12 protein-coding genes are annotated in these 15239 nt (G+C 72.9%); 9 read left to right on the top strand and 3 right to left on the bottom strand.

The window, feature by feature from the left end:
* Positions 1-4 precede the first annotated feature (4 nt).
* Positions 5-1411, top strand: coding sequence for a sensor histidine kinase (locus FGF04_RS34250; RefSeq protein WP_149515287.1), 1407 nt, complete (start codon positions 5-7; stop codon positions 1409-1411).
* A 113-nt stretch (positions 1412-1524) separates the two neighbouring features.
* On the opposite strand, the gene FGF04_RS34245 is transcribed toward FGF04_RS34250, so the two are convergent.
* Positions 1525-2526 (bottom strand): TAXI family TRAP transporter solute-binding subunit, encoded by a 1002-nt coding sequence (locus FGF04_RS34245; RefSeq protein WP_149515286.1) that lies wholly within the window; start codon positions 2524-2526, stop codon positions 1525-1527.
* Between the two features lie 123 nt (positions 2527-2649).
* Here FGF04_RS34245 and miaB point away from each other — a divergent pair, with 123 nt between their 5' ends.
* Both miaB and FGF04_RS34230 read left to right on the top strand, forming a co-directional pair.
* The gene (miaB, locus tag FGF04_RS34235; protein ID WP_149515285.1) at positions 2650-4170 is read left to right on the top strand and encodes a tRNA (N6-isopentenyl adenosine(37)-C2)-methylthiotransferase MiaB; all 1521 of its coding nucleotides are present in this window, start codon (positions 2650-2652) and stop codon (positions 4168-4170) included.
* Between the two features lie 35 nt (positions 4171-4205).
* A complete protein-coding gene (locus FGF04_RS34230; protein WP_149515284.1) occupies positions 4206-4943 on the top strand; it encodes a class III extradiol dioxygenase subunit B-like domain-containing protein in 738 nt (245 codons plus the stop codon).
* A 104-nt stretch (positions 4944-5047) separates the two neighbouring features.
* Here the strand turns inward: FGF04_RS34230 and FGF04_RS34225 are convergent, their stop codons facing one another.
* The gene (locus FGF04_RS34225) at positions 5048-5317 is read right to left on the bottom strand and encodes a hypothetical protein (protein ID WP_235882639.1); all 270 of its coding nucleotides are present in this window, start codon (positions 5315-5317) and stop codon (positions 5048-5050) included.
* Between the two features lie 308 nt (positions 5318-5625).
* On the opposite strand from FGF04_RS34225, the gene miaA reads away from it, so the two are divergent.
* The 6 genes from miaA (at position 5626) to hflX (ending at position 13810) form a co-directional block, all read left to right on the top strand.
* A complete protein-coding gene (gene miaA, locus FGF04_RS34220) occupies positions 5626-6564 on the top strand; it encodes a tRNA (adenosine(37)-N6)-dimethylallyltransferase MiaA (RefSeq protein ID WP_149515282.1) in 939 nt (312 codons plus the stop codon).
* Between the two features lie 108 nt (positions 6565-6672).
* Positions 6673-7194 carry a hypothetical protein gene (locus FGF04_RS34215; protein ID WP_149515450.1) on the top strand — a complete coding sequence of 174 codons (522 nt, stop codon included), beginning with the start codon at positions 6673-6675 and terminating at the stop codon, positions 7192-7194.
* Between the two features lie 73 nt (positions 7195-7267).
* The gene (gene dapF, locus FGF04_RS34210; protein WP_149515281.1) at positions 7268-8137 is read left to right on the top strand and encodes a diaminopimelate epimerase; all 870 of its coding nucleotides are present in this window, start codon (positions 7268-7270) and stop codon (positions 8135-8137) included.
* A 169-nt stretch (positions 8138-8306) separates the two neighbouring features.
* On the top strand, positions 8307-10445 hold the full coding sequence (locus tag FGF04_RS34205) for a RelA/SpoT family protein (RefSeq protein WP_149515280.1): 2139 nt from the start codon (positions 8307-8309) through the stop codon (positions 10443-10445).
* A 130-nt stretch (positions 10446-10575) separates the two neighbouring features.
* Positions 10576-12075 carry a M1 family metallopeptidase gene (locus FGF04_RS34200; RefSeq protein WP_149515279.1) on the top strand — a complete coding sequence of 500 codons (1500 nt, stop codon included), beginning with the start codon at positions 10576-10578 and terminating at the stop codon, positions 12073-12075.
* A gap of 241 nt (positions 12076-12316) precedes the next feature.
* Complete coding sequence (gene hflX, locus FGF04_RS34195; RefSeq protein WP_149515278.1) at positions 12317-13810, top strand: GTPase HflX; 1494 nt, start codon at positions 12317-12319, stop codon at positions 13808-13810.
* Between the two features lie 103 nt (positions 13811-13913).
* Here hflX and FGF04_RS34190 read toward each other — a convergent pair whose 3' ends face one another.
* A complete protein-coding gene (locus FGF04_RS34190) occupies positions 13914-15128 on the bottom strand; it encodes a trypsin-like serine peptidase (RefSeq protein ID WP_149515277.1) in 1215 nt (404 codons plus the stop codon).
* Positions 15129-15239 lie beyond the last annotated feature (111 nt).

The following is a 15239-nucleotide window of genomic DNA, read 5'->3' as shown; positions in this document are numbered from 1 at the left end:
CCGGGTGCGCACACGCCTCCTCCCGCTGCTCATCGTCCTGATGGCGGCCATCCTGCTCGCCCTGGGCATCCCCCTGGCCGTCAGCCTCGCCGCCGCCCAGCAGCAGAAGGTCGTCGTCGACCGCATCGACGACACCGCGCGCTTCGCGTCCCTGGCGCAGTTCGTCGCCGACCGGCCGGAGGGCTCCCGGGTCGTCCCCACGGAACAGCGCGGCGTGACGCTGCTGCAGGAACTGCACACGTACCAGGAGCTGTACGACATCAACGCGGGCGTCTTCTACCGCGACAAGGACGTCATGGCGAACGCGCCGCGCAACTGGTACCTCCCCGAGGAGGGTGTCGTGCGCGACGCCTTCGACGAGGCCCTGCAGAGCCGCCGCAGCCACGACCCGGAACAGATCTGGCCGTGGCAGCGGGACCGCCTGGTCGTCGCCTCGCCCGTCATCCGCGACGGCGACGTCGTCGCGGTCGTGGTCACCGACTCGCCCACCGGGCAGATGCGCTCACGGATCCTGCAGGGCTGGCTCGTCATAGGGGCGGGCGAGATCGCCGCGATGCTCCTCGCGCTCGGCGCCGCGCTGCGGCTGACCGGCTGGGTGCTGAAGCCCGTGCGCGTCCTCGACGCCACCACCCACGACATCGCGACCGGCCGCCTCAAGTCCCGGGTCGCGGCCGCCGGCGGACCGCCGGAGCTCAGACGCCTGGCCGGCTCGTTCAACGAGATGGCCGACAACGTCGAGAACGTCCTGGAGCAGCAGCGCGCCTTCGTCGCCGACGCCTCGCACCAGCTGCGCAACCCGCTGTCGGCGCTGCTGCTGCGCATCGAGCTGCTCGCCCTGGAGCTGCCCGAGGGCAACGAGGAGATCGCCTCCGTCCGTACGGAGGGCAAGCGCCTCGCCCACGTCCTGGACGACCTCCTGGACCTCGCCCTCGCCGAGCACGCCGAGGCGGACCTGCGGCTCACCGACATCGGCGAGCTCACCGCCGAACGCGTGGCGTCCTGGTCGCCGGTCGCCGACGACAAGGGCGTACGGCTCGTGGGGAACTGCCCCGCCACGACCGCCTGGGCCGACCCGGTGGCCCTCTCCAGCGCCCTGGACGCGGTCATCGACAACGCGCTCAAGTTCACCCCGGAGGGAGAGTCCGTCGAGGTCCGGGTGGCCTCCAACGGCGAGACCTCGACGGTCGTCGTCACCGACGGCGGGCCCGGACTGAGCGACGAGGAGCTGACCCGCGTCGGCGACCGCTTCTGGCGCAGCGCCGGCCACCAGAACATCAAGGGCTCGGGCCTGGGCCTGTCCATCTCCCGCGCCCTGCTCGCCGCGGGCGGCGGCACCATCGCGTACGCCCGCCACGAGCCGCACGGGCTGCGGGTGACGGTCACGGTGCCGAGGACGATGCCGGGGTCCTGAGAGGGGCCTGAAGCGGCCCTCAGGGGGCCTGCAGGGGACCGGGGCCCCGGCCGGCGCCGCCGGGCCACGGGCGGTACCGGTCAGCGGCACTGGTCAGCGGTCCCGGCCAGCGGTCACGGCTTGACCGAGCGGTAGTAGCGCTGCGCGCCGGTGTGCAGGTCCAGCGGCTCCGTGTAGATGGCGGTCCGCAGGTCCACGCGCTGCGCCGCGTGCACCACCTCGCCGATGCCGTCACGGCTGTTGATCACCGTGCGGGTCATGCCCTCCGTGAGCGTCGCGTCCATGTCCGCCCGGGTGACCAGCAGGTTCGCCACCGCGATCGTCGGCACGGCGATACCGTTCTGGGCCTTGTGGTACGCGTCCGCCGGCATGAGGGCGGACCGGTAGTGGCGGGACCCCTTGCCCGGCTTGTGCAGCTCCGCCACCAGGTCGGCGTCGATCGGGACCAGTTTCACGTCGAAGTGCTGCGAGAGCGTGGTCACCGCACTGGTCGGAAGCCCGCCGGACCAGAAGAACGCGTCGATCTTCCCCTCTTCGAGCATGTCGGGAGCATCCCTTATGCCTGCGGAGAACGGCTCGATGCCCTTCTTCGGGTCGACGCCGGCCGCGGCCAGCACCTGCTCCGCGATCAGGCGCACCCCGGACCCCGGCTGTCCCACCGCGACCTTCCTGCCCTTCAGCTCCGCGATGGAGTTCACGTCGGAATGGAGCGGAACGACCACGTGCACGTAGTCGTCGTACAGCCGCGCGCAGCCGCGCAGCAGATCCGCGCCGCGTCCGCCGTTGTCCTCGTACCTCTCGACCGCGTCGGCCGCCGCGATGGTGAAGTCGGCCTGGCCGGTGGCGACCCGCTCCACGTTCTCCAGCGAGCCCTCGCTCTCCTCCAGGTCCACGTCCAGGCGCGGCATGTCCTTGTCGAGCGCGTCCCTCAGCAGGTCCCCGTACAGCTGGTACACGCCGTTCGCGGTGCCCGTGCTGAAGACGACCTTCCCGCCCGGGGAGCTCTCGCCCAGCGGCAGCAGCCACCACAGCAGCAGGCCGAGGACCACGAGGACCGCGGCCGAACCCTGCAGGGCCCGGCGCCGGCCGATACGGGGGAGCGCCTCCTGGAACATGCGCGCGATCCTGCCAGCTCACCGGCCCGGATGACCAGGGCCCGCCGTCCGGCGGGTCCGCGCCCGTGGGGCAGCGGCAGCTCCTGGGCGGGACGTGCTCCGGGCACCGCCTACCCTTGTCGCATGAGCAGCAGCGACCGGAGCCGGGCAGTGGACCTGACCAGAACGTATGAAGTACGCACTTACGGATGTCAGATGAACGTCCACGACTCCGAGCGGCTCTCCGGGCTGCTGGAGGACGCCGGCTACGTACGCGCTCCCGACGGCTCCGACGGTGACGCCGACGTCGTCGTCTTCAACACCTGCGCGGTGCGCGAGAACGCCGACAACCGCCTCTACGGGAACCTCGGCAGGCTCGCGCCGATGAAGACGAAGCGGCCCGGCATGCAGATCGCCGTCGGCGGCTGCCTCGCCCAGAAGGACCGCGACACCATCGTGAAGAGGGCGCCCTGGGTGGACGTCGTCTTCGGCACGCACAACATCGGCAAGCTCCCCGTCCTCCTGGAGCGCGCCCGCGTCCAGGAGGAGGCGCAGGTCGAGATCGCCGAGTCGCTGGAGGCGTTCCCCTCGACGCTGCCGACCCGCCGCGAGAGCGCGTACGCCGCCTGGGTCTCGATCTCCGTCGGCTGCAACAACACGTGCACCTTCTGCATCGTCCCGGCGCTGCGCGGCAAGGAGAAGGACCGCAGGACCGGCGACATCCTCGCCGAGATCGAGGCCCTGGTCGGCGAGGGCGTCTCCGAGATCACTCTGCTCGGCCAGAACGTGAACGCCTACGGCTCCGACATCGGCGACCGGGAGGCCTTCAGCAAGCTCCTGCGGGCCTGCGGCACGATCGAAGGCCTGGAGCGCGTGCGGTTCACCTCGCCGCACCCGCGCGACTTCACGGACGACGTCATCGCCGCGATGGCCGAGACCCCGAACGTCATGCCGCAGCTGCACATGCCGATGCAGTCCGGCTCGGACACCGTCCTGAAGGCGATGCGCCGCTCGTACCGCCAGGAGCGGTTCCTCGGGATCATCGACAAGGTGCGCGCCTCGATCCCGCACGCCGCGATCACCACCGACATCATCGTGGGCTTCCCCGGCGAGACCGAGGAGGACTTCGAGCAGACCCTGCACGCGGTCCGCGAGGCCCGCTTCGCGCAGGCCTTCACGTTCCAGTACTCCAAGCGCCCCGGCACCCCCGCGGCCACCATGGAGGGGCAGGTCCCCAAGGAGGTCGTGCAGGCGCGCTACGAGCGCCTCGTCGCCCTCCAGGAGGAGATCTCCTGGGACGAGAACAAGAAGCAGGTCGGCCGCACGCTGGAGCTGATGGTCGCCGAGGGCGAGGGCCGCAAGGACGGCGCCACGCACCGCCTCTCCGGCCGCGCCCCCGACAACCGCCTGGTGCACTTCACCAAGCCCGACGCCGACGTCCGCCCCGGCGACGTCGTCACCGTCGAGATCACCTACGCCGCCCCGCACCACCTGCTCGCCGAGGGCGCCGTCCTGGACGTGCGCCGCACGCGCGCGGGCGACGCCTGGGAGAAGCGCAACGCCGCCGAGGCCGCGAAGCCGGCCGGCGTCATGCTGGGCCTGCCGAAGATCGGCGCGCCCGAACCGCTGCCCGTCGCCGCGGGCAGCGGCTGCGGCTGCGACTGACGCACCGGGGGCCGCGCGGGGTTACGCTGCCGATCATGCTTGTCGCCGCCGCCGTGTGCCCCTGCCCGCCCCTGCTCGTGCCCGAGGTCGCCGCGGGAGCCGCGCCCGAACTGGACGCGGCGCGCGCCGCCTGCGCGGACGCCCTGGGGGTACTGGCCGCCGCCCGCCCGGACCGGCTGGTGGTCGTCGGCCCCGCCTCGGAGGACGGCCGCGGACCCCATCCCGAGGGCGCCCGCGGCTCGTTCCGCGGCTTCGGCGTGGACCTGGACGTACGGCTCGGCGGAAACGGGAGTGGGCACGAGAGCGGAAGCGGGGCGGACCCCGCCGGGCGGGCGCTCCCGTCCTCGCTGGCCGTCGCCGCGTGGCTGCTGGGCCGCACGGAGCGCTCCGGCGTGCCCGTCGAAGGGCTCGGCGTGGGGGAACCCCTCGACATCGGGCGGTGCGTCCGCACGGGAGAGGGGATCGCCGCGCGGCCGGGAAGGACCGCGCTGCTGGTGATGGGCGACGGAAGCGCGTGCCGCACGGTCAAGGCGCCGGGCTACCTGGACGAACGGGCGGCGGACTTCGACGCGGAGGCGGCCCGTGCGCTGGCCGCGGCGGACGTGTCCGCCCTCGAAGCCTTGGACGCGGAGCTGGCGTACGAGCTCAAGGCGTCCGGCCGGGCCCCCTGGCAGGTACTGGCGGGAGCGGCACGCGGGGCGGGCCTGAACGGCACCCTCCTGTACGAGGACGCCCCCTACGGGGTGGGCTACCTGGTGGCCGCCTGGTCGTAGGCGGGTTCTGGGCGGGTCCTGGGCGGGTCGGGCCGCCGCCCCGGCGGACGGTCCGGAGCCGCGGGGCTCCGGGACCGGCCACCGGTGTGATCCCGCGGGGGCGGTCACGGACGGGCGCCCTCGCCCACCTCGCTGCCGGCCACCTTCCCGGCGGACTGCTGCTGGGGGATGTCGACGGCATCCGCCACGGAGGCATCGGACCCCTTGGAGCCCTCGGACTCCTCGGACCCACCGGACCCCTTGGACCCGTCGGTCCCGTCGGCCGCGGCCTCGGTTCCGGTCTTGGCCTCAGCCCCAGCCTCAACCTCAGCTTCGGTCTCGGTCTCGGCCTCGGTCCCGGCCTCGGCCCCGCCCGGGGCCGGGACCTCCGTCACCGACTCCGCCGTGGCTTCGGGCCCCGGCCCGTCACCCTGCGTCCCGGCGGGTGTCGACGCCTCTTCCGTCGCCGTCCCCTCGGGCTTCGGCCTGTTTCTGCCGAGAAGCCGTGCAAAAATACCCATGTCGTCTCCAAAGACTGCTCGTGCGGGCGAATTCCCGCGTCGCCCGGTGCGTCCCGTTGCGCCGCCCGGGACCACCGGTCCGTGAACCGGCGGCTGGAACCTCGCAACAGGCAACGACCCCGGCCCCGTGCCGTCACGCCGCTCGTTCGAGAAGTGACCCCGAGGTTTGCGAGACTGGTGCGGTGAGTAGAGCTGCTCCCGCTCCGCGGGTCATCGCCGTCGTGGGTCCCACCGCGGCCGGAAAGTCCGATCTCGGCGTCCACCTGGCCTCGCGCCTCGGCGGTGAGGTGGTCAACGCGGACTCGATGCAGCTCTACCGCGGGATGGACATCGGCACCGCCAAGCTGACGCAGGAGGAGCGCGGCGGCGTCCCGCACCACCTCCTCGACATCTGGGACGTGACGCAGACGGCGAGCGTCGCCGAGTACCAGCGACTCGCGCGCGACCGCATCGACGCGCTGCTCGCGCAGGGCCGCTGGCCGGTCCTCGTCGGCGGCTCCGGCCTCTACGTCCGGGGGGCCGTCGACAACCTGGAGTTCCCCGGTACGGACCCCGAGGTGCGGGCCCGGCTGGAGGAGGAGCTCACGCTGCACGGCTCCGGCGCCCTGCACGCCCGGCTGGCCACCGCCGACCCCGAGGCGGCCCACGCGATCCTGCCGAGCAACGGCCGCCGCATCGTCCGGGCCCTGGAGGTCATCGAGATCACCGGCAAGCCCTTCACCGCCAACCTCCCCGGCCACGACTCCGTCTACGACACCGTGCAGATCGGCGTCGACGTGGCCCGCCCGGAGCTCGACGAGCGCATCGCCCGCCGCGTCGACCGCATGTGGGAGGGCGGCCTCCTCGAAGAAGTGCGCGCACTGGAGGCGCAGGGGTTGCGCGAGGGGCGTACGGCGTCGCGCGCGCTCGGCTACCAGCAGATGCTCGCGGCGCTCGCCGGGGAGTGCACCGAGGAGGAGGCGCGTACCGAGACCGTGCGGGCCACCAAGCGCTTCGCGCGCCGTCAGGATTCCTGGTTCAGACGCGATCCGCGGGTGCATTGGCTCAGTGGGGCCGCGGCGGACCTGACGGAACTTCCGCGGCTCGCGTTGACGTTGGTCGAACGACCGGTCACAGCCTGATCACGTCATGGCATCGGGACGCTCCGGCCGTCATCCGGGCCTCCGGGGCCGTGCCATCATCGAGCTTCGATCGACCAAGTGGAGTCCGAGTGGGGAGGGCGCGTGGCGATGGAGGCCGGCCCTCGTGACACCGCAGCAGGCGCGGAGCAGAGCACCGTCGCCGGTGGGGTGCACGACACCGCACAGGACCAGCAGGACCCCGACGGGGACCGGCTGAGCCCGGACGGGCCCGACGACGCCGACGGCGGGGTGACCGCCGACGGACCGGAGCCCGACGAGATGTACCCGGGGCCCGAGGTCGAGGTCGAGCTCCGCCCCCAGCGCCGCATGCGCATCTGGCAGCTCGCCCCCATCGTGGGCCTCGCCGCGCTGGGCTCCCTGATGTTCGCCTTCCCGCTGGCCTTCGACTTCGGCGACAGCGGCGCCATGATCGCCATGCTCGGCCTGCTGATCTGCTCCTGCGCCGCCGGCTGGGGCATGATGGCCGCGCGCCGCGTGGGTTACACGTGGCCCGGGCTGCCGCAGCGCGGTTCCGCCCGCCGTCCCGACTGGCGCGTCGTGATCGCGTACGCCGTCGTCGTGGCCGCGGTCGTGGTGCTCGCCGTGTGGCGCGTGGCCCGCCTGCGCTGAGGCCCTCCCGGAGCCCCGTCCGGCTGCCGGACCGGCCCGCCGGACCCGCGCGCCGAAGCCGTACGATCGGGGAATGAGCACGCGGATCGCCTTCCTCAAGGGGCACGGGACCGAGAACGACTTCGTGATCGTCCCGGATCCCGAGAACACCGTCGACCTGTCCCCGGCCGCCGTCGCGGCCCTGTGCGACCGCCGCGCGGGCATCGGCGGGGACGGCCTGCTGCACGTCGTGCGGTCCGCCGCGCACCCCGAGGCCCGGTCGATGGCGGCCGAAGCGGAATGGTTCATGGACTACCGCAACGGCGACGGCTCGGTCGCCGAGATGTGCGGCAACGGGGTGCGGGTGTTCGCCCGCCACCTCCAGCGCGCCGGGCACGTGGCCGAGGGCGACCTGAAGGTGGCCACGCGCGCGGGCGTGAAGAGCGTGCACCTCGACAAGGAGGGCGACGTCACCGTCGGCATGGGCCGGGCGCTCCTGCCCGAGGGCGACGTCACCGTGACCGTCGGCGAGCGCAGCTGGCCCGCGCGCAACGTGAACATGGGTAACCCCCACGCCGTCGCCTTCGTGGCGGACCTCGACCACGCCGGACACCTGTACGACCCTCCGCCGGTCGCCCCCCTGTCCGCGTACCCGGACGGCGTGAACGTGGAGTTCGTCGTCGACCGTGGTCTTCGTCACGTCGCTCTGCGTGTCCACGAGCGGGGCTCCGGCGAGACCCGCTCGTGCGGCACGGGCGCGTGCGCGGTGGCCGTGGCGACCGCCCGCAGGGACGGCGTCGACCCCGCCGTCACCGGCGTCCCGGCCACCTACACCGTCGACGTGCCCGGCGGCCGACTGGTGATCACCGAGCACCCCGACGGCGAGATCGAGATGACCGGGCCCGCGGTGATCGTCGCGGAGGGTCACATCGACGCCGAATGGCTCGAAACCATGACCCCCTGAACCTTCGCTCGAATGGGTGATCCGTTTCACGCTCGGCGAGAGCCGGTCGGTCGGGCGTGGTGGGCTCGGTAGCATCAAGGACCGGCCCGGACGGGGGAATGACGCCATCCCCAGAGCCGCGTACGCCATGGGGCACCCCGTCCGCCGGTCAACGCAGCCGGAGGTGCCCATGAGTGCGGAGGCCACGAACCCCGCGACGCCCGGCCCCATCACGCCCGCGGCACAGCGCAGGCGGGGCCGCCCCCGGATCGACCTGCGCCGCCTGGGCCGGGCCGCCCTGCTGGGGCCCGCGGCCCGCGACCGGCTGCCCGACGCGATCGCCCACGTGGCCGAGGCCCACCGGGCCCACCACCCCGACGCCGACCTGGACCCGCTGCGCCGCGCGTACGTCCTCGCCGAGTCCTCGCACCGCGGCCAGATGCGCAAGAGCGGCGAGCCGTACATCACGCACCCGCTGGCGGTGACGCTGATCCTCGCCGAACTGGGCGCGGAGACCACGACGTTGACCGCCTCCCTGCTGCACGACACGGTCGAGGACACGGAAGTGACGCTCGATCAGGTCCGTGCGGAGTTCGGCGAGGAGGTCCGCTACCTCGTCGACGGCGTGACGAAGCTGGAGAAGGTCGACTACGGGGCGGCCGCCGAGCCCGAGACGTTCCGCAAGATGCTCGTCGCCACCGGCAGCGACGTCCGCGTGATGTCGATCAAACTCGCCGACCGGCTGCACAACATGCGCACCCTCGGAGTCATGCGCCCCGAGAAACAGGAGCGCATCGCCAAGGTGACCAAGGACGTCCTCATCCCGCTCGCCGAACGTCTCGGCGTCCAGGCGCTCAAGACGGAGCTGGAGGACCTGGTCTTCGCGATCCTGCGCCCCGAGGAGTACGCCCGTACCCGCGAACTCGTCCTGGAGAACTCCTCGCGCGCCGACGACCCCCTCGCCGAGATCGCCGAGGAGGTGCGGGGGGTGCTGCGCGAGGCGGGGCTGCAGGCCGAGGTCCAGATCAGGCCGCGGCACTTCGTCTCCGTGCACCGCGTCTCGCGCAAGCGCGGCGAGATGCGCGGCGCCGACTTCGGCCGCCTGCTGGTCCTCGTGAACGAGGACGCCGACTGCTACGGGGTCCTGGGCGAGCTGCACACCTGCCTGACGCCGGTCGTCTCGGAGTTCAAGGACTTCATCGCCGTCCCCAAGTTCAACCTGTACCAGTCGCTGCACACGGCGGTGGCCCGCTCCGACGGGCAGGTCGCCGAGGTCCTCATCCGCACGCACCAGATGCACAAGGTCGCCGAGGCCGGTGTCATCGCGCTCGGCAATCCCTATGCCGCGCCCGAAGCGCCCTCCGCCGAGGAGCAGGGGGACGGCGCCCGCGCCGCCGACGAGGAGCGCGCCGACCCCACCCGTCCCGGCTGGCTCTCCCGCCTCCTCGACTGGCAGGAGGCCGCGCCCGACCCCGACACGTTCTGGTCCACGCTCCGCGAGGACCTCGCCCAGGACCGGGAGATCACCGTCTTCCGCCCCGACGGCGGCACCCTCGGCCTGCCCGCCGGCGCCAGCTGCATCGACGCCGCGTACGCCCAGTACGGCGAGGACGCGCACGCCTGCATCGGCGCCCGCGTCAACGGCCGCCTGGCGCGGCTGAGCACGGTGCTGAGCGACGGGGACACCGTGCAGCTGCTCATGGGCCAGGACCCGGCCTCCGAGCCCTCCAGGGAGTGGCTGGAGCACGCCCACACGCCCGTCGCGCGCATCGCCATCACCCGCTGGCTCGCCGCGCACCCGGCGCCGGCCGCCCCGTCCGAGGCGCCCGCCGCGACCCGCCGCCCGGCCGCCGACGGGCCCGCCGCCCGCCCGGCCGCCGCGGACGTCGTCGTGGACCGGCCCGGCGCGACCGTCCGCCTCGCGGGCTGCTGTACGCCCGTACCGCCCGACGCGATCACCGGGTTCCCGGTACGCGGGGGAGTGGTGACCGTGCACCGCGTCGAGTGCGCCGCGGTGGGCCGCATGAAGGAGGCGGGGCGCGCGGAGGCCGGGGTGCGCTGGGGCGACACCGGCGAGTGCCGCGTCACCCTCTACGCCGAGTCCTTCGGCCGCCCCCACCTGCTGGCCGACCTCACCGAGGCCATCGCCCTGGAGGGGGTCGCCATCGTCTCGGCGACCGTCGAACCGCCCAGCCAGCAGCGCGTACGCCACACGTACACGCTGGAGCTCCCGGACGCGGCGCACCTGCCCGCCCTGATGCGGGCGATGCGCGACGTCCCCGGGGTCTTCGACGTGAGCCGGGCGCAGCCGCAGTCGGCCACTCCGTAGCGGGCGCTCCGCGGGCCGCCTGCGCGATGGCGCCGGGTGGCCTCGGGCGCGTTCGTACAGGGGAGCCCGTTCGAGTGGCTTCGGCGCGAGCCGTCGTCCCGGGGCGCACGACCGCTGATAGCCGTGGTCCATGCTGCGCACCCGTACGACCCCCCGCCCCGGCGCGTCAGGCCCGAAGCCCTCCCACCGGCTGCGGACGGCGGTCCTCGCCTCCGCCGCCTGCGTCTGCCTCGTCGCCGCGAGCGCCCCCGCCCCGACACCGCTCGGCATCGGCGACCGGCTCTTCCCGCACCTGGGCAACCCCGGCTACGACGTCACGGCGTACGACCTGGCCTTCACCTACTCCGGCAGCAACGGCAAGCCGCTCCCGGCCGTCACCGTCATCGACGCCCGCACCACGGACTGGCTCGAACAGGTCAACCTCGACCACGCGCACGGCACGGTGCGGTCCGTCGAGATCGACGGCCAGCCCGTGGAGTTCCGGAGCGCCGGCGAGGACCTGGTCCTCACCCCCGGCGCCCCGCTCCCGCCCGGCATCCCGGTGCGGATCACCGTGCGCCACGACAGCGACCCGGTCTCCACCGAGGAGTACCAGAGCGGCTGGGTGCCGACCCAGGACGGTCTCGCGATGGCCAACCAGGCCGACGCCGGGCACCGCGTCTTCCCCGGCAACGACCACCCCTCCGACAAGGCGATGTTCACCTTCCGGATCACCGTCCCCGAGGGCTACACGGCCGTCGCCAACGGGCTCCCCGCGGGACAGACCCGCCGGGCCGCGGGCACCACCTGGACGTACCGCACCACGCACCCCATGGCCACCGAGCTGGCCCAGGTCTCCATCGGCCGCTCCGCCGTGCCGCGCCGCAGCGGCCCCGGCGGCCTGCCCCTGCGCGACGTGGTGCCCGCCAAGGACCGCGAGCGCCTGGAACCGTGGCTGCGCAGGACGCCGGACCAGATCGCCTGGATGCAGGAGAAGGTCGGCCCCTACCCCTTCGAGACGTACGGGGTGCTGATCGCCGAGGCGCGGACCGGGTTCGAACTGGAGACGCAGACCCTCTCCCTCTTCGAGCGGGAGCTGTTCACCCGCTCCGAGTACCCGGAGTGGTACGTCGAGTCGATCATGGTGCACGAACTGGCCCACCAGTGGTTCGGCGACAGCGTCTCCCCGCGCACCTGGTCCGACCTGTGGCTCAACGAGGGACACGCCACCTGGTACGAGGCCCTCTACGCCGAGGAGAAGGCGGACCGGCCCGTGGAGGCCCGGATGAAGGCCGCCTACCGGGCCTCCGACACCTGGCGCAAGGCGGGCGGCCCGCCCGCCGAGCCGAAGGGGGCCGAGCCGGGCGAGAAGCTCAGCATCTTCCGCCCGAACGTCTACGACGGCAGCGCCCTGGTCCTGTACGCGCTGCGCCAGGAGATCGGCCGGCCCGCCTTCGAGCGCCTCCAGCGCACCTGGGTCCGCACCCACCGGGACGGGGTCGCCGGCACGGCGGACTTCACGCGCCTCGCCTCCGACATCGCGGGCCGCGACCTGGACGGCTTCTTCCGGGCGTGGCTCTACGGGGAGAAGACCCCGCCCATGCCCGGACACCCCGACTGGCACAGCGCCGCGCCCGCCGGAGCGTCGTAGGAGGACCGGCCGCAGCGTCGTAGGAGGACCGGCCGCAGCGTCGCAGGAGTACCCGCCGCGGCCCCGGGGAATTCGCATGACGAGACGGGGCGTGCCGTGCGAACATCGTGCCGTCGACGGCGCTTCGGGCCGGCGGCACGGCCCTGCGGCCCGGGCGGGAATCTCCCGGTGGCCCCGGACGTTGTGCACAGTGACGGGCGACCGCTCCGTCACCCAGGAATCACTCCGACGTAAGGACCCAATGACCTCCTCTTCTTCCCTTTCCCAGGACACGCAGAGCCGCGCGCAGAACCACCCCGACGGTCTTCGGGCCGATGCCCTGATGGAAGAGGACGTCGCCTGGAGCCACGAGATCGACGGAGAGCGGGACGGCGACCAGTTCGACCGCTCCGAGCGTGCGGCCCTGCGCCGCGTCGCGGGCCTCTCCACCGAGCTCGAGGACGTCACCGAGGTCGAGTACCGACAGCTCCGCCTGGAGCGCGTCGTCCTCGTCGGGGTGTGGACCTCGGGCACCGCGACCGACGCGGACAACTCACTGGCCGAGCTGGCCGCCCTCGCGGAGACCGCGGGAGCGCTCGTGCTCGACGGTGTCGTCCAGCGCCGGGACAAGCCCGACGCGGCCACCTACATCGGTTCCGGCAAGGCCAACGAGCTGCGGGACATCGTGCTGGAGACCGGCGCGGACACGGTCATCTGCGACGGTGAGCTCTCGCCGGGCCAGCTCATCCACCTCGAAGACGTCGTCAAGGTCAAGGTCATCGACCGTACGGCCCTGATCCTCGACATCTTCGCCCAGCACGCCAAGTCCCGCGAGGGCAAGGCGCAGGTCGCCCTGGCGCAGATGCAGTACATGCTGCCGAGGCTCCGCGGCTGGGGCCAGTCGCTGTCCCGGCAGATGGGCGGCGGCTCGGGCGGCGGCCTCGCCACCCGCGGTCCCGGTGAGACCAAGATCGAGACCGACCGGCGCCGCATCCGCGAGAAGATGGCGAAGATGCGCCGGGAGATCGCGGACATGAAGACCGGCCGCGACATCAAGCGCCAGGAGCGCCGTCGCAACAAGGTCCCCTCGGTCGCGATCGCCGGCTACACCAACGCCGGCAAGTCCTCGCTGCTCAACCGCCTCACGGGCGCGGGCGTCCTGGTCGAGAACGCGCTGTTCGCGACCCTCGACCCGACCGTGCGCCGGGCGGAGACCCCGAGCGGGCGGCTGTACACGCTGGCGGACACCGTCGGCTTCGTACGGCACTTGCCGCACCACCTCGTCGAGGCGTTCCGCTCCACGATGGAGGAGGTCGGCGACTCCGACCTGATCCTGCACGTGGTCGACGGTTCGCACCCGGTGCCGGAGGAGCAGCTGGCCGCCGTGCGCGAGGTCGTCCGCGACGTGGGCGCCACCAAGGTGCGCGAGATCGTCGTGGTCAACAAGGCGGACGCGGCCGACCCGCTGGTGCTCCAGCGGCTGCTGCGCAACGAGAAGCACTCCATCGCGGTCTCGGCCCGTACCGGCCAGGGCATCGAGGAACTGCTCGCGCTCATCGACGCCGAACTGCCGCACCCTTCGGTCGAGCTGGAGGCCCTCGTGCCGTACACGCACGGCCGGCTGGTCGCGCGGGCCCACTCCGACGGCGAGGTGATCTCCGAGGAGCACACCCCGGAGGGCACCCTGCTGAAGGCGCGGGTGCACGAGGAACTGGCGGCGGAGCTCGCTCCGTACGTCCCGGTGTCCGCGGCCTAAAGGTCTCTAGGCCTGGCGGCCTGGACCGCAACAGGCGGAAGGCCCGCTTCCCCTCGGATCGATCCGAGGGGAAGCGGGCCTTCGCCGTACATACGGGGGACGGCTACTTGGCGCCGTACTGCTCGCTCATGTTGTCGTAGATCGCCTTGGCGCCCCTGCCCAGCTGCGGACCTGCGAGCCAGGTGCTGTCGGACGGGCCGATGGACGTGTTCGAGACGAGCACCGTCCTGCCGTCGACGACGCGAAACCAGCCGCCGCCGGACGAACCGCCGGTCATGGTGCACCCGATGCGGTACATCGTCGGCAGCGTGGGGCTCAGCGAGAGCCGGCCCGGCCGGTCGACGCACTTGTGCATGATCAGACCGTCGTACGGCGCGGCCGCCGGGTAGCCCCAGGCGCCCACCGTGCCCGCCTTCGCGGCGGCGGGCGTGGAGAAGTCGACGGCCAGCGCGTTGCCGACCGTCTCCTCAAGGGACTTGTCGCCGGTCTCCGGCTTCACGTGCAGCACCGCGTAGTCGTACGGGGCGCCCGCGCCGCCCGACTCCGCGCCGCCCGCGATCCACTCGTCGGAGGTCGAGGCCCAGTCCGCCCAGAACTGGCCGTACGGGGCGATCTCCCGCTGGGTGGCCTCGCCGAGCTGGGCCTCCGTCTTGCCGAGGTCGTTGTAGGCGGGCACGAAGGCGATGTTGCGGTACCAGCCGCCGCCACCGCCCGCGTGCACGCAGTGGCCCGCGGTCCACACCAGGTTGGACTTACCGGGGTTGCGCGGATCCTTGACGACCGTCCCGGAGCAGACCATCGAGCCCTTGGGGGAGTCGAAGAAGACCTTCCCGACCGGGGCGGCGTGCCGGTGGTAGGGGGTCTTCTCGCGCGTCGCCCCGACCGGGGAGGGCGTCGGGTCGCTGACGCCCTGCTCGGCCGCCGCGTCCTTCGCGGAGATCGTCTTGTCCGGGTCCTCGGCCGACCGCATCCGCTCGGGCTTCCAGAGCCCCTCGATCACCGGGTTGACGAAGTCCTGGGCCTCGGTGAGCCACTTGTCCTTGTCCCAGTTCCTCCACTCGCCGTTCTTCCACTTGTCCACATCGATGCCGTGCTCCTTGAGCCGGTCGGCGATGTCGGCAGGGATCTCGATCCGGTCGGAGCCGGACGTCTCGGTACCGGAGGTCCCGGAACGGGTGGCGGCCGACCCGTCGGCGGCCTTGTCCTCGTCCGGGCCGCACGCGGTGCCGGTGAGCGCCAGGGCCGCGACGAGCCCGGTGGCGGCGAGCAGCCGGCGCCGCCCGTGACGCCGTGCGAGAGACGGACGTATGGAACGCATGGTGTGGTTACCCCCGATAGAACGTGCACTCTTCATCCGCGGACCGGGCACGGGTTTCCCGCGGGAGACATCCCCCCCCCGCGGGGAGCCCGTGCCCCCGCGACACCCCAC

The organism is Streptomyces apricus, assembly GCF_008369065.1.
GTDB lineage: Bacteria > Actinomycetota > Actinomycetes > Streptomycetales > Streptomycetaceae > Streptomyces > Streptomyces apricus.
This window is presented reverse-complemented; position numbering and strand designations above follow the sequence as displayed.